Raw genomic sequence first — 25,214 nt, 5'->3', positions numbered from 1 at the left:
GGTGTGCGGTTTGTATCGCAGGCTTCCAAACCTGACCTCTGGGTGTTTCCCGAAGGCTTGGTGATTATAAATCAGGCCGGGTGTGGAGAGAGCAACTGGGTGCGCTAAAAGGTTTGATTCGACAGGTGTCAAAGTCGGAGACCGATCCAATGCTTGAAGTTGATACAGTGGCGGAGAAAAACTACTACGTCCGACAAGAGGTCAAGATGAGGATCCTAGATGCGCGTAGCAAGCTGCAGTTGGTCGACGACAAGACCGGTCAGGATGGCGGGAAAGAATCGAAACTGACGGTTGCGCCGACTGCCGAGGGTAGTGCGGCGAAGTGGCGTTCATTTGTTGAGTGTCGCGGCGGATTCTGGTCATCATCGCCCGCGTAGGGCGGGCGTTGCTGCGTTGAAGTGAACGTTCTTGCGAAAATAGCGCAGCAGCGGCGAGCGCGAGCAGACTGCCCCCGTCCAGGCAAATGCGCAGGTCTGTCGTCGGGGTCCTTATAGTGACCGTAACGGCCAGCCATCTCCATCGACTCGACATAGCGGTGTATTTGTTACGTGCTCGCTCGGCCCACTGGCTGGCTGCTCATCGGGGCGGATTCAACCGGTGGATGAAGGCCACAGACGAACGGCCGTTACCAGTTTCTACGAATGCGTGGCGCCACGGCTCTGCGGGTGAAAGCGGCCATCAAGAGACATTCGACCTATATGATCGAATGGCCGAAGTCCAGCGTAGATTCGACGCGGAATATCTGTCCATGTCCTAAAAAGAAAACCGTTCGATCTCTTCAAACTGGGCCGCTCTCGAATATTGGTTGCAGTGTAGTGTCAACGCATGATTGGCCAACTCTGCGCCTTCTCGAGCGTACCGCCGTTCTTCAAGTACCCAGTTGATGCCCGTTGCCCGCGACGTCGGGCGCATCCCCAGTTACAGCGGCGGAGTTACAAATTGGACTTGAAGTTGTCCACGTTTGACGTTACAGTGTCTCAAATGGACGCACGTCCGTCTGGTAGCGACACTATGATAGGGGCCTTGGTATGGAAATCCGGTACGCTTTTTGGAACAACAAGGGAGGCACCGGGAAGACCAGCCTGGCTTTCCAGTCAATCGTGCGCTATGCGGAGAAACACCCGAAAAAACGGGTGCTCGCCGTCGACATGTGTCCTCAAGCAAACCTGTCGGAACTGTTGCTCGGCGGTCTGAACAGCAAGGGTAGCGAAAAGCTCCTGGAGCGGCAGGGGCTTGTTCCTCGCTGCAGTGTTGGAGGGTATTTCCAGCTCCGGCTACCAGCACCGTATTCGCCGCCCGCCTTTGACGCTCAAGACTTCATCACGCTCCCGCATGAGTACAACAAGGGGGTTGCGAAGAACATTCACCTAGTATGTGGTGATCCGCTGCTTGAATTGCAGGCGAATGCGGTCAATACTCTCGCCAACAACCAGATTCCCGGCACGAATCCCTGGATTGCCGTTGTCGACTGGCTGAAGGACTTCCTGGCCCAGGTCGAAGACGAATATGACACCGTGTTCCTCGATTGCAACCCCAGCTTTTCTCTCTACACCCAGATCGCACTTGCAGCGACCGACCGCATCGTCTTGCCGGTGATGGCGGACGACTCTTCGCGGCGCGCGATCCAGAATGCCTTTTCTCTTATCTATGGACTGAAGCTGCCGTCAGAAATCTACGCGGCTTATGCTTTTGCCACGAAACTCAAGGCTGCGGGTCGACCGCTTCCCAAGGTGCATCTAATCGTAAAAAATCGCATCACACAGTACATGGGAGCCGCATCTGCCTACGCCGCCGTGCTGGCCGCAATCGAGACGGACATCACAAAATTGCTGAAATCAAACCCTGAAATTTTCGGCTTTAAAACGATACCCAAAGGTTTTGTCGAAATCCGGGACTTCCAGACGACAGGCGTCGTTGCATTCGCAAAAGGACTTCCTTTTTCCAAACTGCAAGTCGGAAAGCAAACCATCAACGGCCACCGCGTACAGGTTAAAGACGACTACCTAGAAAACGCCAAGGTAGCAATGGATGAGCTCGTGTCGCGTCTTTAACTTGCGACGCAACGTGCTGGCCGTTTGCCAGCAAGCCAGGAGGCAGGTGATATGAGTAACAGTCTGTTCATAAACGAAAAAGCTTCAGGTTTTACCGTCGAGCCGGCACATACCAGCGTGCCACTCGCAACTTTCAAGACACAGGCGGAGGCGATTGCTTGGGCAAAGAATAATCACCCGGCAAGCCCGCTGCATGTTGCTCGCGTCCGGCATCTGAGTGACAAACGAATGCCCGACCATTGGCGTAAGGTCTGAGCTGAGCAATGGCGGAAAGCTTTCTATTCGCCCTCAGACTTGGCAAGAGCTTGGCAGAGGTCGATGGAAAGCTCTAATCGGTTGGGCCTGTCTGCCGCTGATGTATTCAGTCGGCGCGGACATCACCACTCGCAGGCAACGCGACGACAGATGCGATGAGCGCCTCGTTTAACGTAAATCCCGGTGAGCGTCGACAAAACAAAATGACCTCAGAACGGGGCCGTCAGTCGCACCGATCAGCCTGTATTAACCAGAGTGGCTGCTTTGGAGCGTGATAGTGACATTCGCAAAAATTCGCTGAAGGGCGCCAATGGGTCGATAGTACGCGTTCGTAGAAACTGGTAACGGCCATTCGACTGTGGCCTTCATCCAACTACTGGCCTGCATCGATCGGCACGCATATTCGCGCCGACAGAAAAAACGGCCAGCCCAACGCGCGCGGCCGCGAAGCAAGACAGCCTCTCGCGATTGTCAAAGCAGCTCGGCCACTCGACCAAAGCGAACGCGACACAAGCCTTAATGCCTTTCCGTCACTTCCATATCGATACAAATTGGAAGGCCGCACACGCAGGTAACGCTAACATGGGCGTTTTACCCCCTCCACTTCCCCGCGTATCAAAGCGATGTCAGCCAAACTTCCACGCTTCGGCGTCTGGGCACTTGTGCACGGTAGCCGCGCCGCGTTGCAGGATCCCGCAGAACCCTATGATGCTTCCTGGGCCCGCAACAAGGCACTCGTACTCGAGGCCGAGCGCCTCGGATACGACTCGGTGCTCGTCGCCCAGCACACGATCAATCCGCATGACCCTTCGCTCGATCAGCTCGAGGCGTGGACCGCATCGGCAGCATTGGCGGCGCTAACGTCACGCATCGAGATCATCACGGCGATCAAGCCGTATCTCTATCACCCGGTCGTGCTCGCAAAGATGGCTCAGCAGATCGAGCACATCAGCGGCGGGCGCTTTGCGATCAACCTGGTGAATGCGTGGAATCGTCCGGAACTCGAACGTGCCGGCATTGGCTTTCCCGAGCACGATGAGCGTTACGCGTATGGCCGCGAATGGATCGAAGTCGTCTCTGCGCTGCTGCGCGGCGAAGTGCTGAATCATCACGGCGATAACTTTCATATCGACGAATATCAGTTGCGTCCCGCCGATCCGTTTCGCGCGCGTCCGCGCATTTATGTGGGCGGCGAGTCGGAGCCGGCGCGCGAACTGGTGGCGGCGCACGGCGACGTGTGGTTCATCAACGGTCAGCCGCACGACGACGTAGCGCGTCTGATCGCCGATGTATCCGCACGCGCGCGTCCCGCCGGGCAGGATGCGTTGCGGTTCGGTCTGTCGGCCTTCGTGATCGCACGCGAAACCCAGGCGCAGGCAGAAGCTCACCTCGCGCATCTGTTCGCGCTGGCCGAGTTGGACAAGCCGCTGCGCGAGCGGCAGAAGGCCAATATCGATCCGAAAGCCGTGATGCACCAGACCTTCGCGCAATCGCCGCGCGTCGGGTCGAACGGCGGCACGTCCGCAGGGCTGGTCGGCGATTACGACACCGTCGCGCAGCGCGTTGCCGCGTTTCATCGGGCGGGCATCGAACTCTTCATGTTGCAGTTCCAGCCTTTCGAAGCGGATATGCGCATCTTTGCAGAAGAGGTCGTGCCGCGCGTCAAGCGGCTCCTTTCGAACTGAGCACAGCCGCACGTCCCGCATCACGCAGGACGTGCTGTACGTTCAGAAGAACGCGCCCGTGGGCGGAAGCTGGCCGGTCAGCAGGTTCTGCCCAAGCAACCGCTCCTTGTACAAACGCGGATTGTGCGAAGCAATCACCTTGATGTTGCGCCAGTGCCGATCCAGCGCACCCACGCGTGACACAACCGAGCCCGATCCAAGATCGATCAGCCAGCTGGCGATCTGCGGAGCAAGATCGTCGATCACTACCTTGGCTTCCGCTGCGGCGAGCGTTGCGGCCAGCGTGGTGTCATATTCATCGGCCGTTCCATAACTATCCCATGCGCGCTGAAGCGTTGACACAGCGCGATCGGCGGTTGCCTCGACGCTCGCCGCGTAGGCGCGAATCCGGCCAAGCAGCGTTTGCAGTACCGGCTCATCGGTAGGATGCGCGCCGTCGCCGTGATAGAAGTTGCGCCCGCGTGCGCGCAAAACTTCGACGGCGTCCAACGCGACCCGCCGCACAATGCCCGCGATGCAGTTGGTCAGATAAACCTGGTGGAAGCTGTATCCCCAAGGCGCTGCTTCGTCGGTTCGCGGCGGATCGGTCGGATAGACATGCGCCGCGGGCACGGTCACGGCATCAAACTTCGCCGTGCCTGAGCCCGTCAGGCGCTGGCCGAATCCCTGCCAGTCGTCATCGTTACTGACGCCCTGGCCTCGGTCCAACACGTACTGCACGGTCCTGCCCTCACGGCTTTCCACCGCAAGGCCGACGAATGCGTCGTTGTAGAGGTTGCCGGTCGCGTAGACCTTCACGCCTGAGCCGATATATACGCGCCGCGCTTCGTCCCATTCGAGCCTGCTTAACACCTTGCTCGGACGCGCGCCAGCCGCCACGGCATCGGTCTCGGTGAAACTGAGGCCGACGGTTTTATTCTTACTCGTCAGATCGAGAACGTGCGCATGGAACGGATGATCCCGGCGTCTGAGCGCCGCTTCCACCTGCCACAGATGATTGCGAAAAGCGTGAGCGATGTTCGAATCCGCCGCCGCAACATCGCGCGCTACAGTGAAAAGCTCGCTCAACGAGACGCCTCGCCCGCCGGCATCCGCCGGCAAGCGCAGCGCACCGAAGCCGAGCTCCTTGAGCATCGCGATCTCCTCGTGCGGCAAACGGTGATTGCGTTCCCGCTCCGCCGCGGTCGATGCGATATGGTCGATGGTTTCAGCAAACCCGAGTGTTGCTGACAATGGCGAGACAAGCGTGGTTCCCATGATATGTCCCGTCAAACCTTGACGCTGTAATCCGCGACCTTGATTCGCGAGTTGATGATCTTGCGTTCCGCAAGCCAGTCGGCGGCGCGTTGGAACTGCGCGATGAATGCGGCGTCGTCGGGTTCATGGAATTGATTCACGCGTTTCAGGCTGGTCAGATAGTCGCGCACCTGATCCGGATATTTGGCTTCCCTCTGCACGAGCTGTTCGGATTCGGCGGAATGCGCCGACTGCCACGCGCCTTCGACGTAATACGCATCGATCACCGCGCGAATCAGCTCGGAATTCTCTTCGGTAAATTTCCGGCGCGTCACGAGAGAGCTGTAATCGATCAGGAAATCGAGGTCGCGTCCTTCGTTAAAAATGTCCTTGGCGTTGTTGCTATAGCGCGCGATATCCACGGCCGGGGACCACATCGACCAGGCGTCGACTACGCCTTGCGCAAACGCCGGCGCGGCATCGGGCGGATTCAGGTAGACGAACTCGACCTTGCTGCGGTCGATATGATTCTTCTCCAGCGCTGCAATCAGCAGGAATTCGCCCAGTCCCGACCGGTTGATCGCGACCTTGCGGCCCACGAGATCGGCAACCGAATTGATGCCGCTCGTTTTCTTCACGATGATCGCAGTCGAGCGCGGCGAATAGATGTCGAACGCATTGAACACGAGTGGTGAGCCGGCCAGCATCGCGGCCAGTGCCGGCGTTGTCGATCCCCAGAAGCCGAAATCCGCGCTGCCGCCAACAACTGCCTGAATCGAAGGCGCATGATTCGGGAACGGCCCGACCCATTCGACCTCGATGCCCTTTGCAGCCAGCGTCTTTTCGAACACGCCGCGCTGCCTGGCAATGTCCGGCAGGCTGCCATATCCCCAGCCGACGCGAACCGTATCGGTGTTGCGTGTCAGCTTGCGCGGCTCGGCCGCGCGAACCGGAAACAGGCTGCTGGCGGCAGCGCCGGCCAGCAGGCCACCCGCCGCGCGCAGCAGTTGGCGGCGGCTCAGTGAAGAATCGTTCATCCTTGTCAGGTCCTTGGAGTCATGCAGAAAAAGCGCTCAGTGAGACTGAACGCCGAGCTCTTCGAGCAGGATCGGCCGCAGTGCCTGCGGCGTGTGGTTTTTGGGGTGGAAGGAAGCCGCGATGCGCCCCGAGCGCATCACGAGAATCCTGTCGGCAAGCGTGAGCGCTTCGTCCACGTCATGCGTCACGAGCAGCACGCCGGGGTGATGGCGCGCTACCAGCTCCTTGACGAGTCCGTGCATCTTGATCCGCGTGAGCGCGTCGAGCGCGGCGAACGGTTCATCGAGCAGCAGCAAGGCAGGGTCGCGAACGAGGCCGCGCGCCAACGCCACGCGTTGCGCCTGACCTCCGGAGAGATTGCGCGGCCAGTCGTCCTCGCGACCGGAAAGCCCGACTTCGGCCAACGCGCGCGTCGCGCCCACACGCCCAATCGTCGTTTCATGACCGAGCACGACGTTCTCCCACAGCGTCGCCCAGGGTAGTAGCCGGTGTTCCTGGAATACGACGGAAGGGCGTTCGGGCGCGCGAATCTGGCCGGCGTCGGGCTGATCGAGCCCGGCCAGCGCACGCAACAGCGTGGTCTTGCCACATCCGCTTTCCCCGAGCAGCGTGACGAATTCGCCTTCGCGGATATCGAGGTCCAGCGCGTCGATAACGACACGCGCGCCGTAGCGGCGCTGCAAACCACGCACCGAAACGGCGAGCGGTGTGCGGTTTACTCGCTCTTCGGCGGCGGCCGGAATAGCGGCATCCTGGGGCAGTGCAAAATCAATGCTCACTTGCGCGCTCCTTTGGCGTAATTCGCATGCCATGTGAGGAAATGCGCTTCAAGCAGCCGCACGAGCGCGTCCGCCACCACGCCGATGATCGCGTAGATGATGATGGTCAACAGAATGACGTTGGTCTGGAGGAATTCGCGGGCATCCATTGCCAGAAAACCGATGCCTTTGGTCGTCGCGAGCGTTTCGGCAATGACGAGCGCGAGCCACGCGTGCGCGAGTGCATAACGCACACCCGTGAGGATCGACGGCATCGCACCGGGCAAAATGATCCGTCGCACCACCGCGGGCCAGTCCAACCCGACAACCTTCGCGAGCTCCATCAGCTTCGGATCGATCTGGCGAATGCCGAGCATGGTGTTGATGTAGATAGGGAACAGTACCGCGAGCGCGACCAGAAAGATTTTTGCCACCTCGCCAACACCGAACCACACGATGACGAGCGGCAGCATGGCGAGGAAAGGAATTGCGCGCACCATCTGGATGGAGCGATCCAGCAGCGCCTGCGCGAGCGGCGAGAAACCGACCAGGACGCCGAGCGCGAGTCCGATCGTTCCGCCGATTGCAAAGCCCGCGGCCGCACGCAACAGCGACACGCCGAGGTGAACGAAGAGATCACCGTGTGTGGCCAGATCCAGCGCGGTTGTCAGCACGCTGCTAGGCGCGGGAAGAACCTGAGGGGCGATCAGTCCGACACGCGACGCGATTTGCCACAACACGACCACCACGGCCGGCACGATCCACGAAAGCCATCTGTAGAAGGCGCTTTTTGAAAGCCCCAGGTACGAGCGGGTCGAAGCAACATAGCTATCGCGAGAATAGGTGACGTCAGCCATGTCAGTCCCAGATTAGCCATGAAAAAGCACGGCTCCGGATGGAGCCAGTACGGGTCAACACACCTCGGGGCGGATTCAGTTTGCCCGGCGATCCGGATAGCGAACATCTATCGGCAAAGGCAGTGCCTCGCGTAGGCGAGTTTGTTATTAAAGGCCGGCTGGTAGGGCAATGACAAACAGTTTTTTATGCTTTGCTTTTCAGTTCTGACGCATTGCTCGATGGTGGCGATATGTGCCGCTCTGCTATATCGTCAGTCGCGGCTATAAGGTCTGCTTGTCCGCGCGCCGCGGGTCACGCAGGGGAACGCCCTTCTTCTTCTGGCTTGCCGAACCATTGCGACGCGGCCTGGGTCGCCTCGTCATGGTTGGGCGACGCTTCACCGGCCCACGCGACGAAGCCATCAGGGCGCACGAGCACCGCGCTCACGCCGAGCCGATCCTTGACGTCGCTTGCGACATACGTGATCCGGTCACTCCAGCGGCTCGCCAGCGCTTGAAGCGATGGGAGAGCGTCGAAGTCCAGCAATAAGCCTCTTCCCTTCGTGAAAAGCTCACCGAGCCTCGTCCCGTCGATCAGCTCGAAATCGGGCGCGCTGCGGCCCACCAGCGTGTGGCTGCTGCCGAGGTCGTAGCGCAGAGCAGTACCCCAGACGCGCTCGGCGAAATACGTAGCACCATCGCGCGTGTCGATGAGATCACGCATGATGGCTTCGAGCGCACGCGAACTGCGGCTTGGCCGCATGATCGCGACCTGGGCGCGCGACCAGTCGAGAACCTGCGCACCTACCGGATGCCGTTCGCTCGTATAGCTGTCGAGCAGACCGGCCGGCGCATCGTCACGAACGGTCGCGGCAAGCTTCCATCCGAGATTCATCGCGTCGCCCAGACCGAGGTTGAGGCCCTGGCCACCCAAGGGGGAATGGATGTGCGCGGCATCGCCCGCGAGCAGCACACGCCCTTTGCGGTAGGTCGTGGCGTGATAGGCGCGATCGGTCCACGTGGTGGCAAGCTGGAGGGCCGTGACGGTAACATCCGTGTTGGAGATATGGCGCAACACCGCCTGCACATGATCGAGCGTGATCGGCTGGGTTCGGTGGAAAGCGCCCCCATCGAAATCGACCATCGCGATGGTTCCGGGCTTCTGGTAGGTGTACATGCCCGTTGGCGTGTAATGGCGGCCCGGTTTGAGCTTTTCCGGATCAGCCATCTCGACCTGAACGGAATAGCCGGTGAACTCGGGATCTGTGCCGACGAAGTCAAAGCCGCCAATCCTGCGCACTGTACTGCGCCCGCCGTCACAACCGACGAGCCATCGACCGCGAAAAATTTCACTGCCGGCGTGAACGGTGACGCCCTCTTCCGACTGGTCGAAACCATCCACACTCAGGCCGCGCCTGATCTCAACGCCCAATGCAATTGCGCGAGCGGTCAATACGGATTCGATATGCTCCATCTCGACCGCCATGCTGGTGCCGGCCGGACCTGGCAAGCGATACGGCCACTTCGAGGTGTCGATGTTGTCGTAATAGAACTGAATGCCGGCGAAATGGCCGCCAGGGCGGCGCTGCTGTTGCATCCAATGCGCGGCATTCGGCACGCTGCTGCCCGAATCGTCTTTCGCGCGTTGGGGCGCGGCGATCTCGTTCAGCATACCGCGACGGTAGAAGGCTTCGAGGGTGGGTGCCGACAGGCCGCGCAATCCGAACGGTAGCCGCTTCAACGGCGAACCCGGATCCTCGGCTTGCTCGAGCACTAACACCGGCAGGCCCGCGAGGCGCAGCTCGCAGGCGAGAAACAGGCCGACGGGGCCGCCGCCGGCAATCACAACGTCATAGATCAAAGTGGAATTCCTTTAAGCGCCCTGACCGCTGCCATGTAATGTCGAGAAAGACTGCGGGACGCCTGCTATCCGCTCGTCTAGCTTTTATGCACGACCTCGAAAGAATATCCGTCTGGATCAAATACATCGGCAGCGTAGTAGCCCGAATAATATTCCAGTCTCGCGCGAGGCGAAATATTATCCCTGGCGCCAGCCAGAATTGCGGCCTTGTAGAACTCATCGACCGTATTGTTATCTGGCGCCATGAACCCCCAATGGATTGCCTCGGGATATGGCTTGCCCTGCTTCAACCAGAAGATCGCCCGCTGACCGTCACCGAATCCCCATAGATCGGGATGACCGTTTTCTCCCTTATATGGCATGAAGTATCTGATGTTGAGCGGCTTGAGTGCGGCGTCATAGAAAGCAAGCGAACGTTCTACGTCGCTCACGGAAAGGATAATGTGGTCAAGCATGAGCACCCCCTGGACACTGTAGCTGGCATTTGCCTATTCTACTTGTCCCCATGCAAGGTCTGGTTGACGGGGTGATGGCAAACGAATATCAACCGTAGTGACGAAGACGAAGCGAGAATTCCCTCAAGGCGTCGATGCGACTCTGTTCGGCACGTCGGCACCACGCCTCCAACTGGCAGAGCAGTTGTTCGCGAGAACGATTCGAGCGCTCCCAGATTGCCGCCAGATCTTCGCGCAATTCAACGTAGACCAGAAGCTTCGCGTGGTTGTCGCAGAGTTCTGTCGGCACCGGTTGACGTGCCCCGTCTTGCGCTGGCTGTCCGTCGCGAAACCATTTTCTTACGCCACGCATTAGCGCGGCTCGCTCGCGCCGGCTCATGTGCTTCGCACGCACCAGTTCCTGCCGGTAGGCATGCTCAGCCGTTCGGGCATAGCTGGCCATCACCTCGCAGCGATTTCGAAGCACGGCTTGCAGCGTTTCGTCGTCGAGTACCGATTTGCCTTTGACCAGATGCGGTCTGAGCGCCACTTTCCTGACCTTCGCCAGACCCAGCGCGGACAGGACGCAAATGTACATCCAGCCGATGTCGAACTCGTACCATCTGTTCGACATCTTTGCGGATGTCGCATACGCGTGGTGATTATTGTGAAGCTCCTCGCCGCCGATCAGAATGCCGATCGGAAATACGTTCGTGCTCGCATCGGGAGGACCGAAGTTGCGGTAACCCCAGAAATGGCCCAGCCCATTGACCACGCCGCCAGCCCAGAAAGGAATCCACATCATCTGGATGGCCCACACCGACACGCCGACCACACCGAACAGCAAGATATCGATCACCATCAGCAAACTGACGCCGAGATCCGGATATTTTTCATAGACGTTCCGCTCCATCCAGTCGACCGGCGTGCCGTGGCCGAACCTGCGCAGCGTTTCACCATTCTTCGCTTCGGTTCGATAGAGCTCGGCACCACCCAGCAATACTTTCCAGATACCCTTGAATTGCGGACTGTGAGGGTCCTCTTGCGTTTCGCACTTCGCGTGGTGTTTGCGATGAACCGCCGCCCACTTGCCGGTCACTATTCCCGTTGTCATCCAGAGCCAGAAACGGAAAAAATGACTGGCCAGAGGATGCAGGTCAAGTGCGCGGTGCGCCTGGCAACGGTGCAGATAGACCGTCACACTGACGATGGTGATGTGCGTGGACACCAGCGTGGCCAGCACGATCTGCCACCATGAAAGGGCCAATAGGCCGCCTGAAAGAAATGCGAGTGAATGACTAAGCAAGTCGACCTTCTTTCTACAGCGAGGTAGCGCCGATCCGGGAGCGTGTTGCCACTAGCCTGAGGCCCCAGGTGGTCAGAGAACGGACCCACGCGGCATTGGATTCGGGTCGGACCGATTGCCATACGTCGAGCGCGGCGAAAACAGCAGCGGTAAAAATGAACAATGTGAGTGGATTCATGCCGGTTGTCCTCCGAATGGGCGGCGGCGTGTGATCGCCGGCAAGGCTGGCATTGGCGATCCGGGCATGACTTCACGGTCAGGCCACGTCGTTCAACGCCCGTTACGTTCATGATGTCCGAAACCACATGACAAGTCGGTACGGTGCCGCACCGGTTGGCAATAAGTTACCGGCGCGGGATAGAAGAGATCAACGAAGGGCATCATCGCCCGGATACCCGTCGGCAAGGAGCGCACGAAGCGCAGGGCAGCACGGCGGTCTGCAGGCCGACCATGGCGACGGAATCCGCAGCCCGGGCGGCGGTCCGCGCCGAGAGTCGCCTATCTCTCGTCCACCGGTATGATTGGCTCAAGTCGCAGCGCTCAATCCAGCCCGAATCGCCGCACGAACCAGGTTTTCATCAGATGCGTCAGCACAGCGTAACTCAGGAGAATCAGCACAAGCGCCGGCCAGTAAGCCGACGGCAATGGAATAAAGCCCAGGAACGTGCCAAGCCACGTATAGGGAATGGCAATGCCCACAGCGGCGATGATGAGACTTGTCGCGATCAGCGCCGCGCTTGCGCGACTCTGCAAGAATGGCACCTTCGAAGTCCGGATGATGTGGATAATCAGCGTCTGGGTGAGCAGCGACTCCACGAACCAGCCCGTCTGGAACAGCGAAGGTTTGTCCCACGCGCCGAAGACATAAAGCATCATGAAATACGTCACATAATCAAAGATGGAACTGATCGGCCCGATCAGCAGCATGAACTTGACGATGTTGCCGATATCCCATCGCCGCGGCACACGCAGGTATTCTTCATCCACGTTGTCGGTCGGAATGGCGGTCTGCGAAAAGTCGTATAGCAGGTTGTTCGTGAGCACCTGGATTGGCGCCATCGGCAGGAACGGCAGGATGATGCTGGCGCCGAGCACGCTGAACATGTTCCCGAAGTTCGAACTGGCGCCCATCTTGATGTACTTGGTGATGTTCCCAAACACCTTGCGGCCTTCGAGCACGCCTTCGCCAAGAACGGCAAGGCTCTTCTCCAGCAGAATGATGTCGGCGGACTCTTTCGCGATATCGACCGCGCTATCAACGGAAATGCCGACGTCCGCGACCTTCAGCGCGGGGCCGTCGTTGACGCCGTCCCCGAGGAAACCGACGACATGTCCCTTCCGATGCAACGCGTCGATAATCGAGGCCTTTTGCGACGGCGATACTTTGGCAAAGACGGAAGCGGTCTCCGCAAGATCGGCCAACTGAGCGGGCGATAGTGTTTCGAGTTCCTTGCCGAGCACGACGCGGCCCACCGTGAGTCCAACCTCATGGCAGATCTTGCGGGTCACGATATCGTTGTCTCCGGTGAGAATCTTCACCTGCACGCCGCGCTCTTTCAACGTTGCGATTGCCGCCGCGGCCGTCTCCTTCGGTGGATCGAGAAATGCAATGTAGCCGAGCAATATCAGATCGGCCTCGTCGCCGACCGTATAGGTGGCCTGCTGCGGCGGCATTTCCTTGTAGGCGACCGCGACGACTCGAAACCCATCTGCATTGAGCGCGGCGGTGGCTTCTTTTGCCGCGGTGAAATTGCGTTCGTCGAGCGTGCCCATATCGCCGTTGATCACGTAACGGGTGCACACCGAGAAAATCTCCTCCACCGCCCCTTTGCAGATCAGGATGTGGGCACCGTCTCCCCGCGCGAGCACGACAGACATCCGGCGCCGTTCGAAATCGAACGGCATCTCGTCGATTTTGGTGTACTGCTCGTGCACCTTGAGTTGCTCATGGAGCTCCACATGCTTCAGCACGGCGACATCGAGCAGATTCTTGAGGCCCGACTGATGCGCGCTGTTCAGATAAGCATATTCGAGCACCTGATCCGATTCGTCTCCGTGGAGGTCCAGGTGGCGTTTGAGAATGATGCGGTCCTGCGTTAGCGTGCCGGTCTTGTCCGTGCAAAGAACATCCATCGCGCCAAAATTCTGGATCGCATTGATGCGTTTCACTATGACCTTCTTCCGCGACATCGCAATCGCGCCCTTGGCGAGATTGACGGTCACGATCATCGGCAGCATCTCGGGCGTGAGCCCCACCGCCACCGCAACCGCGAAGAGCAACGCTTCGAACCAGTTACCTTTGGTCAGGCCATTGATGACGAACACGAGCGGAACCATCACCAGAATGAAAGCCATCATCAGCCAGGTGAATCGCGCAATGCCTTTGTCGAAGCTCGTTTCTACGCGTTGCGCGGCTATCAGGTCGGCGACGCGGCCGAAAGCCGTCCTGCCCCCCGTGAGCACAACGACGCCGCAGCCGACACCGCTGACAACGGCACTGCCCATGAAACAGATATTAGGCAGGTCGAAATGCGTCTCCGCAGCGCCGCCGCAGGCATGCGCCACTTTCTCGAGCGGCATTGCCTCGCCGGTCAGTGTCGATTGATTGACGAATAGATCTCTCGCCGAGATCAGCCGCAGGTCGGCGGGAATCATGTCGCCGGCCGACAACAGCACAACGTCGCCGGGCACGAGCTGCTCGATGGGAATGTCGACATGATCCGCTTCGGCTCCCGTTGCACGCCGGCGCACCGTGGCGGTGGTGCGCACCATCCGGCGCAGTGCATCGGCGGCTTTGTTCGAGCGGTGCTCCTGAAGAAAACCGAGTGAAACGCTGAGCACGACCATCACCGCGATCATGATCGTGGCACGTGAATCGCCGAGGAAGTACGACGCGCCCGCCAGCGACAACAGCAGCAGGTTCAGCGGATTGACCGATCTGTTGGCAAGTTCACCGAGGATCGTATGGCGCACTTCGTGAGCCACCTGGTTGGAGCCGGTACTACGTAAGCGCTCGGCGACCTCGTCGGCGGAGAGGCCGCTCGCCGCGCTGTGCAGCCGCTGGAGCGCTTCGTCAGGTGAAACCCGCGCGAACTCGGTGAGCGTTTCGCTGCAGGTGGCCGACACGTGCACGCCCGTCGGCGACGGCGAACGTCGCAGCCAGGTCTTCAGGACCGGGATCATGGTGCGCATGTCATATTTGCCGCCGAGAAATATCATGGCCTGACCGATCGGAAGTTGAACACCGGCGCCCTTCGATTGCGGACAAGGAAAGGTGAGGAACGATCCGCACGATCCGTACGATCCGCATGCGAATTCTTCCCCGCCATCATGCACCCTGCACACGTCATATGCGGTTCTGCGGATGCTCGCGCAGGTCAATCGGCACTCAGTTGATGTGTATCAACGAAGGCTCCCGCGTCATCACCGCTGTCAGGAAAGTGTCACACAGGCAGTCGAGACTGGGCGAGTTACCCAGACAACCGGCTGCCATGACGCAAAAGACCCAAGCAATCGCTGCAATGGGACAGCGCAGCCTGCTGCTGCCAGGCTGGATCAAGGCGGCGCTGTCTGCCAACGACCGCCTGAAGCTCTACCTGAGCGTGCTGCAGGTTGCCTTCGCGCACGCCGAACATCCCGACGGCGAATTACCGGATCTGACCGCTGAGCTTGTCGCCGCGCACGTCGATGCGCCCTGGCTTCGGGACATGCCGGCGAGCGCCTCGCTGATGGACGGCACGCTGCTGTTGCCTGATCTCACACGTCTCGTACAGCGTCTTGCCGAAGATCTGGAGACGATGGCGCGGCCACTCCTTCAACCGGATGAGCCGGCAAACGCATTGCACGCGCGTGTCCAGCACTGGCTGGACGAACTCGGTACGCTGCGCGGCGAACGCCTCGACCGCCCGCAATTGCAATCGCTGACGCGCGGCCAGCGCACCAATGGCGACGACAGCCTGCATCTGCTGGTGATGGACCTGCACCATGCGCTCAACCAGTTGGCGGGTACGATCTCCAGCGAGGAGATCGATGGCGCACATGTGTGGCAACTGCAACCGGACGATCGCGCGCGCGTCGTCGCGTTCATGCGCGGGCTGAATCGCACGGCGCCGCTCAAGTTCGATCATCCCGGGCTCGACACCGCCGCGACGCGCGACGGCGAGCGGCTGCTGGTGCAGAACGACATCGGCACCAATGACGTCCATGTGCTGGTCGTGCAGATTGAAGGCCTGACGATCACGCTGAGTTATTCGGATCTGCACCGGCCGCGCTTTGCGTTCTTCCAGTCGCTGCTCGTGCCGTACGGTGCGAAGTGGAGCGACCTGCAGTCGAAAGTGAATGCCGCGCTGAACGAAGGCGATGCATACACGTTCGGCGTCGCGCGCTTCGATTGCGCCGACGAGCGCGCGCTCGAAACCACACTCGAAGGAATCGGATCACGCATCGTTTTCCTGATCGACTGGAACAGGGCTCGCAAGCGGCTGCTTTCGTTCGTCGACAAAGACCATGCCATCGAGGTCTTGCGCGAGGCAGTCCGGCTCGAAGCCGGCCACATGGCCTGGTTGAAGGCCGGTGGCGAAGAGCTCATCTACGCTGCAATGCAAGCCGTCGGCCAAGGGGCGTTTCGCATCGGCGACCGGCTCGACACGGTACTTGGCGCGACCGATGCGCAGGCATTCATGGTCGAAGTGCTACAGATGGCAAGTCACGCCCTGCTCGGCGGGCAACCCGTGGCGCTCGTCGCCGATCAGACGCGGTTGTTGCTCGCGCGGCGTGTGCACCAGCACAGCAGCGCGTTCGAACTGCTGGAGGAACACGCGGGTTACTGCCATGCGCTCGCACAAGCGGTCAGCGACGGCCTGACGCACGACATCATGTCCGCGCCGCCGGCGGGCGAGAGCCCCACGCAGGCGCTGGCCGCCCGAGCCAAGGCATGGGAGCGGCGGGCTGACCACCTGGTGATGCGCGCGCGTGAGCAGGCGCAGCGTCAACCTCGCTGGCAGCCGTTCAAGCACCTGCTCGAACTCTCCGACGACATTGCCGACGCACTCGAAGACGCTGCGTTCCTGATGAGCCTGATCGCCGACGGTCATCAGCAAGGCTGGGACCGCAATGTTCACGAATCGCTGTCGCGTCTTGCACAAACCGTGCTGATGGCGACGCAGGAGCACGTCAAGTCGCTCGCCATTGCGCGCTGCCTCGGTAGCGCGAGCGATACGATCGACAGCGATGCCTTTCTGGCCGCGTCGTGGAACGTGCTGCGTTCAGAGCGTCAGTGCGACGAACTGCTGCGCGCGGCACGCCGCGCCATTCTCGCCGTCGTACGCGACGCCGCTGCATTGATGCTCGCCAACGACCTCGCGAACACGCTCGAACTGGCCTCGGATCGTCTGCTGGTGGCCGGTTACGCGTTGCGCGACGTCGCGTTCGGTGAAACCGGAGCGAACACATGACAGCACTTCAACCCGACACCGTTCAACTCTGGCCCGACGAGGTCTATCTGATCGGCTGCGCCGGCGCACCGCGCGGCAATCCCGACCCGGCTGGCGCGTCGGCGGAAAAGGTCGGTTTCAAGGCCTACAACCTGCTGCGCATGGCTGAACTCGGCCTGCCCGTGCCGCCGGCTTTCGTGCTCGGCACGCATTACTGCCGCGATGCGCGGGCGCGCGAAATCGCCACTGCAAGCACGGTATGGGAACCCGGTCTGCAGGAACTGGAGCGAACCACCGGCCAGCGCTTCGGCGATCCACGCCAGCCGCTCCTGCTCTCGGTGCGCTCGGGCGCCCCCGTCTCCATGCCGGGAATGATGGACACGCTGCTTAACGTCGGCCTGTGCGATACCACGCTTGCGGGCATGCTCCGCCAGACCGGCAATCCGCGTCTGGTCTGGGACACTTATCGCAGGCTCGTTGCCAGCTATGGTGAACTGGTGGCCGGCGTACCCTCGTCTATCTTCGAAGCGGAATACGCCGCGTTCGCCGGGACACGCGACGAGCACGGACTCGATTTCACCGAACTGCGCGAACTCACGCATCGTTGCCTCGCCGCCTATGAGCGCGCCGCCGGCCAGCCATTTCCGCAGGATCCGCAGGTTCAACTGGCGAACGCCATCGGCTCGGTGCTGGCAAGCTGGCAATCGGACAGGGCATGCGCTTACCGCAAACAGTGCGGTATCAGCGATGCAATCGGCACCGCCGTGACGGTGCAGACGATGGTATTCGGCAATGCCGGCGGCCGTTCGGGCGCGGGCGTCGGGTTTACGCGGGACCCGGTCAGCGGCGAGCCGACGCTTTGGGTCGATTTCCTCTTCAACGCACAAGGAGAAGATGTGGTGTCAGGCCGGCGTAGCGCGCGCGGCCACGAAGAACTGGCTCAGGCGATGCCCGCGGCCTGGAAGGCATTGCAGGATGCCGCGACGCGACTCGAGCACGCGCTCGGCGACATGCAGGACGTTGAGTTCACCGTGCAGGACGCGCGCCTGTACATGTTGCAGACCCGTAATGGAAAGCGCACGCCGCAGGCCGCCGCACGGATTGCGCTGGATCTGCTCGACGAGGGCGTGATCAGTGCCGAGGTGGCACGCGAGCGCACCGCCGCGCTGAAACCCGCTGCATTGACGCGCACGCGTATCGTGGCATCCGGTGATCGCCCCCTGACGCCGCTCGCGCACGCCGCGAGTGCGAGCAACGGCGTCGCGGCAGGAGAAATCGCCTTCGACGAAGCACGCGCGCGCATGCGGCATGCCGCCGGTGCTTCGGTCGTACTGGTGCGGCGCGACGCCGAGACCGACGACATCGCCGCGCTGGAGGTGGCGGCGGGTCTGCTCACGCAGCGCGGCGCGCGCACCTCGCATGCGGCGGTTGTGGCACGGCAACTCGGCAAGGTCTGCCTTGTCGGCTGCACGGGGTTGCGCCTCGACGAATCGGCGCGCACGCTGCAATTGGGTGATACTGTCTTGCATGAGGGCGATGAAGTGACCCTCGACGGCAACGACGGTGCAATCTATGCGGGCACGGCGCGCACGGTTATCGAGCCGATGGCCGAACTGCAGGCGCGGCTTGAGCGACTGCGCGCGCCGTAACTCGGGCTGCGCGATTAGCGAAGCCGAAACGATTGACCGATCGGCGATAACGCCTTTTTCGCCAGTGGCGCTGCGCCCGACCGAGAGCGTCTTGACAAGAATCAAGGTTGAGCATTCCGTCTGGTGAAACACTAACCAGTGAAAGGCGAGATCTTTCGCCTGTGACCCAAAAAAAGGAGTGTTTAATGTTCCCCGAATTTCGCGACCTGATTTCCCGCCTCAAAACCGAAGACGCTCATTTCTCGCGGCTCTTCGACCGTCACAATGAACTGGACCACCAGATCAGCAACATGGAAACGGGCGTCACCCCTTCCGACAACTCCGCTATCGAAGCACTGAAGAAAGAAAAGCTTCAGCTCAAAGACGAGCTCTACGCTGTTCTGAAGAAAGCCTCCGCAGCGTAATTGATGCCGCGCGGCTAGTCGGAAGTCCGGCTCCGGACACGGAAGCCGGATCCGCCTCAGTCCTGCGTCTTCTCGGCGCCGATGGTGTCCAACGAAGCCAACACATCCTCCGGCAACTGAAGATTCACACTTTCGATGTTCTGTTCCAGATGCCCGACCGAGGAGGTGCCAGGTATCAGCAGAATATTCGGCGCGCGCTGTAACAGCCATGCGAGGGCTACCTGCATCGGTGCCGCGTCGCATCGATTCGCGGCGTCGCTCAGCGCATCGGCTTGCAGCGGAGAGAAGCCGCCCAGCGGAAAAAACGGGACATACGCAATGCCATCTTCTGCAAGACGGTCAATCAGCGCGTCATCGTTGCGGTGAGCGAGGTTGTACATATTCTGCACGCACACAATGGCCGTAATCGCGCGTCCCTGCGCCACCTGCGTCGGAGTCACATTGCTCAGCCCAATGTGCCGGATCAGGCCTTTCGCCTGAAGCTCCGCGAGCGCCGTCAAGGGCTCTTCGATGTCGCCCTCGGTCGGCGCGGCGACGTTGAACATCGCACGAAAGTTCACGACGTCCAGCGCATCGAGACCGAGATTGCGAAGGTTGTCATGCACCGCCGACTCCAGTTCGGCCGCCGACGACGCAACGTTCCACGAACCATCGCTACCTCGGCTCGCACCGACCTTCGTGACAATGGTCAGCGCATCAGGATACGGATGAAGCGCCTCGCGGATAAGCTGATTGGTAACGTGGGGGCCATAAAAATCGCTCGTATCGACGTGCGTGATTCCGCTTTCGATGGCAGCGCGCAGCACGGCTATCGCTGCGCCGCGGTCTTTCGGTGGGCCGAAAACGTGAGGACCCGCCAGTTGCATCGCGCCATAGCCCATGCGCGTAACAGGCAGATCGCCAAGTTGAAAAATGCCGGCCCGCGTAACGTCAGTCATTGATGCACTCCTTCTTTCGGGTTGTTGTTTCCGCAACTGCAAGGTGTGCGAATAGAATACGAATAATCGTTCATATTGTGAATTCGCATATGCGGACCAGTAACGGACAGGGGCTGAACGCCCGCAAACAGCCGCAACAGGCGCGCTCCCAGGCGACGGTGGACGCGATCTTCGATGCGACTATTCAGGTTTTGCTGGCTGATGGGTTGCAGCGACTCACCACTATCCGGGTGGCGGAGAGAGCTGGAGTGTCGGTCGGAACGCTCTATCAGTACTTTCCTCAAAAGCAGGCGCTTCTTTTTGCCGTGCTGTAGCGGCATCTGGAAAGAGTGGTGAGCGCGATGCAAGATGCCGCTGCGTCAGCGCACCACGCCTCTTTATCGGCAATGGTGAAGGCTGTTGTTGCGGCATTCGTGAAAGCAAAAACCCAGAATCTGGACGAATCGCGTGCTCTATACGCGGTTGCCCTCGAACTCGATTCACGCAGCTATGTTCGCGAAGTGGAGGCGCGCAACCGCGCGGCGCTGGAAGCCATGCTGAAGACGGCTTCGGATGCGGATTTTGACGACGTTCCCATGACCACTTTCATGTTCATGGGAGCAATGGTCGGTCCCATACGTTTGCTGCTTGAAGCGAAGTCGCCGCAATCAATGATCCGCAAGTTTCGCGTCCAACTCGAGTCGCTCTGTCTCGGGTATCTGGAACGCGAGGCGTATCCAAAGCGTTCAACGGATTAGACGGGCTCCGCGTGATTTTCGTCTATGGCACGGCGCCCGTGGTTCAAACATGGAAGGCCGCAATCATGCGCGCGATGCGGACGACGAGACCCCGAGCAGGTTGATCCGGCGACCGTTTCAGCAGTCGCTCACGGATCACCCGGCGCGCACAAGCAATCACGAAGACTTCGCGTCTCCGACATTGCGCGAAGCACACAGCCGCCAGGCGGCCTTTGGCGCGGCTGCTGGCTCGACGGCGTGGCGCCACCAGCGTTCGCCGCGATGTGGCGCGCTCAGATCCAGCCGCTCGCCCATGCCGGGCGTAGACAGCGCGACACCGTGCACGAGAGCCAGCCCCATCACCCTTTCGAACGGCTCCTGCCAGTGGTGCATGGCGAGGTCGAAGGTGCCGTTGTGAATCGGCACGAGCCACTGGCCGCGCAGATCGATGTGCGCCTGCACCGTTTCTTCGGGCTGCATATGAACGTACGGCCACTGTTCGTTGTATGCACCGGTCTCGACCAGTGTGACATCGAATGGTCCGAGGCGCTCGCCGATGGTTTTGAACCCATCGAAGTAGCCAGTGTCGCCGCTGAAGAACACGCGCAGATCATCGTCGACTATCACCCACGACGCCCATAACGTGCTGTTGCCGTCGAACAGGCTGCGACCCGAAAAGTGCTGCGCGGGCGTGGCGGTGAATTGCATGCCGTCCACCTCAGTGCCTTGCCACCAGTCGAACTGCCGTACCTTCGAAGCGTCGATGCCCCATTCGATCAACCGGTCGCCGACGCCGAGCGGCGTCAGAAACACGCCGGTGGTCTGCGCAAGCAAAAGCACGGTTTCGCGATCCAGGTGGTCATAGTGGTCGTGCGAGAGGATCACGCCTCGTAGCGGCGGCAAATCGGCAAGCGCGATCGGCGGCGCATGAAAGCGCTTCGGGCCGAAATGGCGAAACGGGGAAGCGCGCTCGGCGAACACCGGATCGGTCAGCCAGAACTGGCCGCGCAGCTTCAGCAGCATCGTTGAATGACCGAGCCGGTAGAGGCTGCGGTCCGGTGCCGCGTCGAGTTGCGAACGCGTCAGCGTTTCGATCGGCAACGCGGCGGTCGGCACCGTGCCGCGCGGTTTGTTGAACAGCACGTTCCACACAATGCCCAGTGTTTTGCGCAGGCCTTCGGCGGGACGCGGCTTGACGTTGCGAAAGCGTTCGCCGTCATGCTGCGGCGAGTGGCTGGACAACGCGCGGCCGCGTTGCGCGGCGGTAACGCCGAGCACGCGGCTGACAAAGGCGGGAAGCGACGTCATAAGGTGGGCGGTCCAGGAAGAAATGTACACTCTACAGTGTAGTTTATTTTCGAGAAAAGTAAACTGCCCGGTGTAAAATATTCGTATGGAATCCACTGCCACCCCTGCCATCCCTCAACGCTTGACTGACCGCAAGCGTGTCGCCATTGTCGGCGCCGCGATCGAGGAATTCCTCGCGGCCGGTTACGACGCGACCAGCATGGACCGTATCGCCGCCCGCGCGAACGTCTCGAAACGTACGGTCTATAACCATTTCCCCAGCAAGGAAGCACTTTTCGCGGCGATTCTTCATCAGCTGTGGGATGCGAGCCAGCGGGGCGATGTTTCCGCCTACCGCGCCGACGAACCGTTACGCGCACAACTGCTCGACCTGTTGGGACGCAAGCTTCGGCTGTTGAACGACGAGTCCTTTCTGTCGCTTGCACGTGTGGCGATCGCGGCCGGCATCCATTCGCCGGAGCGGGCGCGGGACATGGTTGCCCGCCTCGGCGAACGCGAGGAAGACCTGACCGTGTGGGTGCGCGCGGCCGCCGCGGACGGCCGTCTCAAGACCGACGATCCGCTTTTCGCGGCGCTACAGTTGCAGGCGCTGGTGAAGGGTTTTGCGTTCTGGCCGCAGGTGACGATGGGTCAGGCGCCGCTTGGTGAACGGGAGCAAAGGCGGATCGCGGAATCGGCCGCCGATATGTTTCTCGCGCGATATGCGTGACAGCCATGACACATCTCGCGCTTGCCGGGTTGCTCGATGGTAAGGACGTCGAATGGATGGAGCCGCTGCGCACGTTGCCCCTGTCACGGCAACGCGCGCCCGATCAGACGAAGTCGCGACACACCGCCATCCGGCAGAATATTGAAGCGCACATGGCTGACCGGCGCTATCCGTTCAGGCGCGAATGAATGCAGACGGTCCATTTCCAGCTTCTGCTCGTCGAGCAACACGGGCCAGAACATCGATTGGGTAATGAGCGATTCGTCGGTGCCTGCCGTCACGAATGCGCCTTGCAGCGAACAACGGTCGGCGAAATTGCCTTTGAAATGCGCCGTATCGACATCGACCCTACTGATCTCACCCGGCACCGCCAGTTCGACAATGCACCAGTCACAGCCCGGTTCGCGACGCCGGCGGGTTTCCCAGCCTTCGCCGATGTTGGCCGCGCGCGTGGGCAAAAGCAGATTCGACGCGAGGCCGTAATGCTGGTTGTTCGCCGCGACGATCCGCGCACCATTCATTGCTGACGCGAGATCGAGCTCCGCGTCGGGTGCGATTTCGCGGTGCGGCCGGCCGAATACACGCAATCGCGCGACACCACCGTCCGGGTAAATATTCAGGCGTACGTGCGTGTAAAGCGCGCCGCCGGCGGCCTGGATTACGCGGAAGTGATGCGCGTTGCCACTCAATTCCGTCGCGGGGATCACTTCGGTCCATTGCGCATCCGCGGATGGAATGTCGTCATCCGAGCGGCAGGCGTCTATCGACGCCGCCGGAGGAAAGTTGCCGGTGAAGTGGCTCGTGTCGATATCGACACCCATCAATTTACCCGCCGCGCTCAGCTTGACGACACAGAAATCGTGGCCGGTCACGCGCTTGCGACGCGATTCCCAGCCGTCCATCCATTTGCCGTTGTCATCGTATTTGCCGGGAATGAACACGGCCGGCTCCGGATTAAGCATGCGATCCATCGGTGCGAAAAAATCGTCGCTGGCAAGCACAGCTTGCGCACCGAGACGCGGGTCCGCGAGATTGATTCCGATGCGCGCAAAGTCCGGCGCGTTCGGGTCGAAAGTAGGAATAGCCATGAGTTCGAGCGTCTATCCGGGATTGTTGAAATGATGAACGCTCAAGCTTCCGGAACCCACGGTTGCGTGCCCGGGAGATCGGACAGGAAGTCGTCGAGCACGGCGATATCAACCGGTTTCGGCGTGTTGTCGCCTTGGCCCTGGATCTTGACGATGTCCTGCGGACACGCGGAAAACGCAACGAAGCAGTCCATTTCGGCGCGCAGCGTGATGTACTCGCCAGGCTTTGTCACCGTAGGCAACGTATGCAGCGTGATGCCGTCCGGCTGCACGCGGATATTCATGAAGATGTTGAACGAAGCGAGGTTCTGGCGCGGCGGCGTAACGCCGAGTTCAAACATGCCTTCGAACATGTTGTCGCAACAGTTGCGGTGATAGCCGCGCACGCCGAGCAGTTCATAACGCTTGCGATCGCAGGCCGCCATGAAGGTGTCGTGGACGCCGGGCGTCGTGTCTTCCACGACGGTCAGCACCGGATGGCGCAGGTTGGTCACGAAGCTGTCTCCCACCACTGGGTTGAGTCTCTGGTTCCACACACGCGTGGTTTCCATGCACATATATTCGTTCAGGTCATACGCATTCCAGGCCCAGCAGTCCACGACTTGCGTGCCGTGGGTATTGATGACGCGTACGGCCTGGCCCGCTTTCAGCCGTACTGCCTTGCCGTGGCCGGCGGGAACGGTTGCGGTGGGATGATTTGTATAGCTCATGAGCGTGAGTTTTCCGGTGTAAAGCGATAGAGAAATTGCTGGAGTCGCGGCGACGACGGTGCGTCGAGCACCTGCGCCGGCGGACCCTGTTCGACGATGCGTCCACGGTCCATGAAAATCACGCGGTCCGAGACATCGCGCGCAAAGCCGATTTCGTGCGTGACGACGATCATCGTCGTAGCGTTCGCGGCGAGCCCGCGCATGACGGCCAGCACTTCGCCGACCAGTTCCGGGTCGAGCGCGCTGGTCGGCTCATCGAACAGGATGACTTCCGGCGCCATTGCAAGCGTGCGGGCAATGCCGACACGCTGCTGCTGCCCGCCGGACAGGTTCGCGGGCATCGACGTGTGCTTGCCGCCCAGGCCGACCTGGCGCAGCGCTTCCACGGCGAGATCAGTGGCGTCGAGACGGTTCATCCGTTTCACCGACAGCAGACCTTCCATCACGTTTTCGAGCGCCGTCATATGCGGCCACAGATTGAAACTCTGAAATACCATGCCGATCCGGCTGCGCTGCGCGCGTATTTCGCGCTCGGGTCGCGGGCTCGTCGCGCCGTTCGGGGTCTCGCGCAAACCGAGCCGCTGGTCGCCGATCCAGACGGCGCCTTCGTCGGGTGGAGAAAGCCAGTTCAGGCAGCGCAACAGCGTCGATTTTCCGGAGCCCGACGGACCGAGTACGCAAACCGTTTCGCCGCGCGCGACGGTCAGATCGACGCCGTCGAGAATGCGGTTCGCGCCGAACGACTTGACGATACCGCTCGCCTTCAATGCCACGAGTGGCGTGCTGTCGGATGGTTCCAT

Annotated in this window: 23 protein-coding genes; 10 read left to right on the top strand and 13 right to left on the bottom strand. The window is 60.7% G+C overall.

What is annotated here, in order from left to right; all coding sequences use genetic code 11:
- Positions 1-149: 149 nt before the first annotated feature.
- The 4 genes from BXE_RS45985 to BXE_RS24010 all read left to right on the top strand — a co-directional run bounded on the left by BXE_RS45985 (position 150) and on the right by BXE_RS24010 (position 3,991).
- On the top strand, positions 150-377 hold the full coding sequence (locus tag BXE_RS45985; RefSeq protein ID WP_049782250.1) for a hypothetical protein: 228 nt from the start codon (positions 150-152) through the stop codon (positions 375-377).
- 651 nt (positions 378-1,028) lie between these two features.
- Positions 1,029-2,051 carry a ParA family protein gene (locus tag BXE_RS24015; RefSeq protein WP_011490729.1) on the top strand — a complete coding sequence of 341 codons (1,023 nt, stop codon included), beginning with the start codon at positions 1,029-1,031 and terminating at the stop codon, positions 2,049-2,051.
- A gap of 51 nt (positions 2,052-2,102) precedes the next feature.
- Positions 2,103-2,306 carry a hypothetical protein gene (locus BXE_RS44510; protein WP_095211915.1) on the top strand — a complete coding sequence of 68 codons (204 nt, stop codon included), beginning with the start codon at positions 2,103-2,105 and terminating at the stop codon, positions 2,304-2,306.
- Positions 2,307-2,929: 623 nt separating this feature from the next.
- Positions 2,930-3,991 carry an LLM class flavin-dependent oxidoreductase gene (locus BXE_RS24010; protein ID WP_011490728.1) on the top strand — a complete coding sequence of 354 codons (1,062 nt, stop codon included), beginning with the start codon at positions 2,930-2,932 and terminating at the stop codon, positions 3,989-3,991.
- 42 nt (positions 3,992-4,033) lie between these two features.
- On the opposite strand, the gene BXE_RS24005 is transcribed toward BXE_RS24010, so the two are convergent.
- The 8 genes from BXE_RS24005 to mgtA form a co-directional block, all read right to left on the bottom strand.
- Entirely contained in the window at positions 4,034-5,248 is a 1,215-nt protein-coding gene (locus BXE_RS24005; RefSeq protein WP_011490727.1) for an acyl-CoA dehydrogenase family protein, read from the bottom strand.
- An 11-nt stretch (positions 5,249-5,259) separates the two neighbouring features.
- Positions 5,260-6,264 (bottom strand): NrtA/SsuA/CpmA family ABC transporter substrate-binding protein, encoded by a 1,005-nt coding sequence (locus BXE_RS24000; RefSeq protein ID WP_011490726.1) that lies wholly within the window; start codon positions 6,262-6,264, stop codon positions 5,260-5,262.
- 36 nt (positions 6,265-6,300) lie between these two features.
- On the bottom strand, positions 6,301-7,044 hold the full coding sequence (locus tag BXE_RS23995; protein ID WP_011490725.1) for an ABC transporter ATP-binding protein: 744 nt from the start codon (positions 7,042-7,044) through the stop codon (positions 6,301-6,303).
- On the bottom strand, positions 7,041-7,880 hold the full coding sequence (locus BXE_RS23990) for an ABC transporter permease subunit (protein ID WP_011490724.1): 840 nt from the start codon (positions 7,878-7,880) through the stop codon (positions 7,041-7,043). The genes BXE_RS23995 and BXE_RS23990 overlap by 4 nt, the downstream gene beginning before the upstream one ends.
- A gap of 292 nt (positions 7,881-8,172) precedes the next feature.
- Positions 8,173-9,720, bottom strand: a complete 1,548-nt coding sequence (locus BXE_RS23985) for an FAD-dependent monooxygenase (protein ID WP_011490723.1) — start codon at positions 9,718-9,720, stop codon at positions 8,173-8,175.
- Positions 9,721-9,797: 77 nt separating this feature from the next.
- Positions 9,798-10,175, bottom strand: coding sequence for a VOC family protein (locus BXE_RS23980; protein WP_011490722.1), 378 nt, complete (start codon positions 10,173-10,175; stop codon positions 9,798-9,800).
- Positions 10,176-10,263: 88 nt separating this feature from the next.
- Complete coding sequence (locus tag BXE_RS23975) at positions 10,264-11,460, bottom strand: DesA family fatty acid desaturase (protein WP_011490721.1); 1,197 nt, start codon at positions 11,458-11,460, stop codon at positions 10,264-10,266.
- A gap of 540 nt (positions 11,461-12,000) precedes the next feature.
- A complete protein-coding gene (gene mgtA, locus BXE_RS23970) occupies positions 12,001-14,679 on the bottom strand; it encodes a magnesium-translocating P-type ATPase (protein WP_011490720.1) in 2,679 nt (892 codons plus the stop codon).
- Between the two features lie 272 nt (positions 14,680-14,951).
- Here mgtA and BXE_RS23965 point away from each other — a divergent pair, with 272 nt between their 5' ends.
- From BXE_RS23965 to BXE_RS23955, 3 genes are all read left to right on the top strand, one after another.
- A complete protein-coding gene (locus BXE_RS23965) occupies positions 14,952-16,913 on the top strand; it encodes a phosphate transport regulator (RefSeq protein WP_040124092.1) in 1,962 nt (653 codons plus the stop codon).
- The gene (locus BXE_RS23960) at positions 16,910-18,541 is read left to right on the top strand and encodes a PEP/pyruvate-binding domain-containing protein (RefSeq protein ID WP_011490718.1); all 1,632 of its coding nucleotides are present in this window, start codon (positions 16,910-16,912) and stop codon (positions 18,539-18,541) included. Before BXE_RS23965 ends, BXE_RS23960 begins: the two co-directional genes overlap by 4 nt.
- A gap of 185 nt (positions 18,542-18,726) precedes the next feature.
- Positions 18,727-18,945, top strand: coding sequence for a YdcH family protein (locus tag BXE_RS23955; RefSeq protein WP_011490717.1), 219 nt, complete (start codon positions 18,727-18,729; stop codon positions 18,943-18,945).
- 56 nt (positions 18,946-19,001) lie between these two features.
- Here BXE_RS23955 and BXE_RS23950 read toward each other — a convergent pair whose 3' ends face one another.
- Positions 19,002-19,883 (bottom strand): aldo/keto reductase family oxidoreductase, encoded by an 882-nt coding sequence (locus BXE_RS23950; RefSeq protein ID WP_011490716.1) that lies wholly within the window; start codon positions 19,881-19,883, stop codon positions 19,002-19,004.
- 89 nt (positions 19,884-19,972) lie between these two features.
- Between BXE_RS23950 and BXE_RS46975 the strand changes: the two genes are divergently transcribed.
- Together BXE_RS46975 and BXE_RS46970 are read left to right on the top strand one after the other, a co-directional pair.
- Positions 19,973-20,197, top strand: coding sequence for a TetR/AcrR family transcriptional regulator (locus BXE_RS46975; protein WP_011490715.1), 225 nt, complete (start codon positions 19,973-19,975; stop codon positions 20,195-20,197).
- Between the two features lie 15 nt (positions 20,198-20,212).
- Positions 20,213-20,620, top strand: a complete 408-nt coding sequence (locus BXE_RS46970; protein WP_199577127.1) for a hypothetical protein — start codon at positions 20,213-20,215, stop codon at positions 20,618-20,620.
- A gap of 156 nt (positions 20,621-20,776) precedes the next feature.
- Here BXE_RS46970 and BXE_RS23940 read toward each other — a convergent pair whose 3' ends face one another.
- On the bottom strand, positions 20,777-21,907 hold the full coding sequence (locus tag BXE_RS23940; protein ID WP_011490713.1) for an MBL fold metallo-hydrolase: 1,131 nt from the start codon (positions 21,905-21,907) through the stop codon (positions 20,777-20,779).
- Between the two features lie 85 nt (positions 21,908-21,992).
- On the opposite strand from BXE_RS23940, the gene BXE_RS23935 reads away from it, so the two are divergent.
- Positions 21,993-22,616, top strand: coding sequence for a TetR/AcrR family transcriptional regulator (locus BXE_RS23935; protein WP_040124094.1), 624 nt, complete (start codon positions 21,993-21,995; stop codon positions 22,614-22,616).
- 83 nt (positions 22,617-22,699) lie between these two features.
- On the opposite strand, the gene alc is transcribed toward BXE_RS23935, so the two are convergent.
- Genes alc through BXE_RS23920 form a run of 3 tightly spaced genes read right to left on the bottom strand, consistent with a single transcriptional unit; the run spans position 22,700 to position 25,214 of the window.
- The gene (gene alc / locus BXE_RS23930) at positions 22,700-23,704 is read right to left on the bottom strand and encodes an allantoicase (RefSeq protein ID WP_011490711.1); all 1,005 of its coding nucleotides are present in this window, start codon (positions 23,702-23,704) and stop codon (positions 22,700-22,702) included.
- A 41-nt stretch (positions 23,705-23,745) separates the two neighbouring features.
- Positions 23,746-24,414, bottom strand: a complete 669-nt coding sequence (locus BXE_RS23925; protein ID WP_011490710.1) for a DUF1989 domain-containing protein — start codon at positions 24,412-24,414, stop codon at positions 23,746-23,748.
- Positions 24,411-25,214, bottom strand: coding sequence for an amino acid ABC transporter ATP-binding protein (locus BXE_RS23920; protein WP_011490709.1), 804 nt, complete (start codon positions 25,212-25,214; stop codon positions 24,411-24,413). Before BXE_RS23920 ends, BXE_RS23925 begins: the two co-directional genes overlap by 4 nt.

Source organism: Paraburkholderia xenovorans LB400, assembly GCF_000013645.1.
GTDB classification, from domain to species: domain Bacteria; phylum Pseudomonadota; class Gammaproteobacteria; order Burkholderiales; family Burkholderiaceae; genus Paraburkholderia; species Paraburkholderia xenovorans.
The sequence above is the reverse complement of the archived record's forward strand: the minus strand, read 5'-3'. Positions and strand labels throughout refer to the sequence as shown.

Bases quoted from the DNA above. Each gene is read 5' to 3' on its own strand.
- BXE_RS23960 (WP_011490718.1), top strand. From the start codon at position 16,910: ATGACAGCACTTCAACCCGACACCGTTCAACTCTGGCCCGACGAGGTC.
- BXE_RS24005 (WP_011490727.1), bottom strand. From the start codon at position 5,248: ATGGGAACCACGCTTGTCTCGCCATTGTCAGCAACACTCGGGTTTGCT.
- BXE_RS45985 (WP_049782250.1), top strand. From the start codon at position 150: ATGCTTGAAGTTGATACAGTGGCGGAGAAAAACTACTACGTCCGACAA.
- BXE_RS23950 (WP_011490716.1), bottom strand. From the start codon at position 19,883: ATGACTGACGTTACGCGGGCCGGCATTTTTCAACTTGGCGATCTGCCT.
- BXE_RS46975 (WP_011490715.1), top strand. From the start codon at position 19,973: ATGCGGACCAGTAACGGACAGGGGCTGAACGCCCGCAAACAGCCGCAA.
- BXE_RS24010 (WP_011490728.1), top strand. From the start codon at position 2,930: ATGTCAGCCAAACTTCCACGCTTCGGCGTCTGGGCACTTGTGCACGGT.
- BXE_RS23920 (WP_011490709.1), bottom strand. From the start codon at position 25,214: ATGGAACCATCCGACAGCACGCCACTCGTGGCATTGAAGGCGAGCGGT.
- BXE_RS23990 (WP_011490724.1), bottom strand. From the start codon at position 7,880: ATGGCTGACGTCACCTATTCTCGCGATAGCTATGTTGCTTCGACCCGC.
- BXE_RS23965 (WP_040124092.1), top strand. From the start codon at position 14,952: ATGACGCAAAAGACCCAAGCAATCGCTGCAATGGGACAGCGCAGCCTG.
- BXE_RS23925 (WP_011490710.1), bottom strand. From the start codon at position 24,414: ATGAGCTATACAAATCATCCCACCGCAACCGTTCCCGCCGGCCACGGC.
- BXE_RS23955 (WP_011490717.1), top strand. From the start codon at position 18,727: ATGTTCCCCGAATTTCGCGACCTGATTTCCCGCCTCAAAACCGAAGAC.
- BXE_RS23940 (WP_011490713.1), bottom strand. From the start codon at position 21,907: ATGACGTCGCTTCCCGCCTTTGTCAGCCGCGTGCTCGGCGTTACCGCC.
- BXE_RS24015 (WP_011490729.1), top strand. From the start codon at position 1,029: ATGGAAATCCGGTACGCTTTTTGGAACAACAAGGGAGGCACCGGGAAG.
- BXE_RS23980 (WP_011490722.1), bottom strand. From the start codon at position 10,175: ATGCTTGACCACATTATCCTTTCCGTGAGCGACGTAGAACGTTCGCTT.
- BXE_RS44510 (WP_095211915.1), top strand. From the start codon at position 2,103: ATGAGTAACAGTCTGTTCATAAACGAAAAAGCTTCAGGTTTTACCGTC.
- alc (WP_011490711.1), bottom strand. From the start codon at position 23,704: ATGGCTATTCCTACTTTCGACCCGAACGCGCCGGACTTTGCGCGCATC.
- BXE_RS23935 (WP_040124094.1), top strand. From the start codon at position 21,993: ATGGAATCCACTGCCACCCCTGCCATCCCTCAACGCTTGACTGACCGC.
- BXE_RS24000 (WP_011490726.1), bottom strand. From the start codon at position 6,264: ATGAACGATTCTTCACTGAGCCGCCGCCAACTGCTGCGCGCGGCGGGT.
- mgtA (WP_011490720.1), bottom strand. From the start codon at position 14,679: ATGATATTTCTCGGCGGCAAATATGACATGCGCACCATGATCCCGGTC.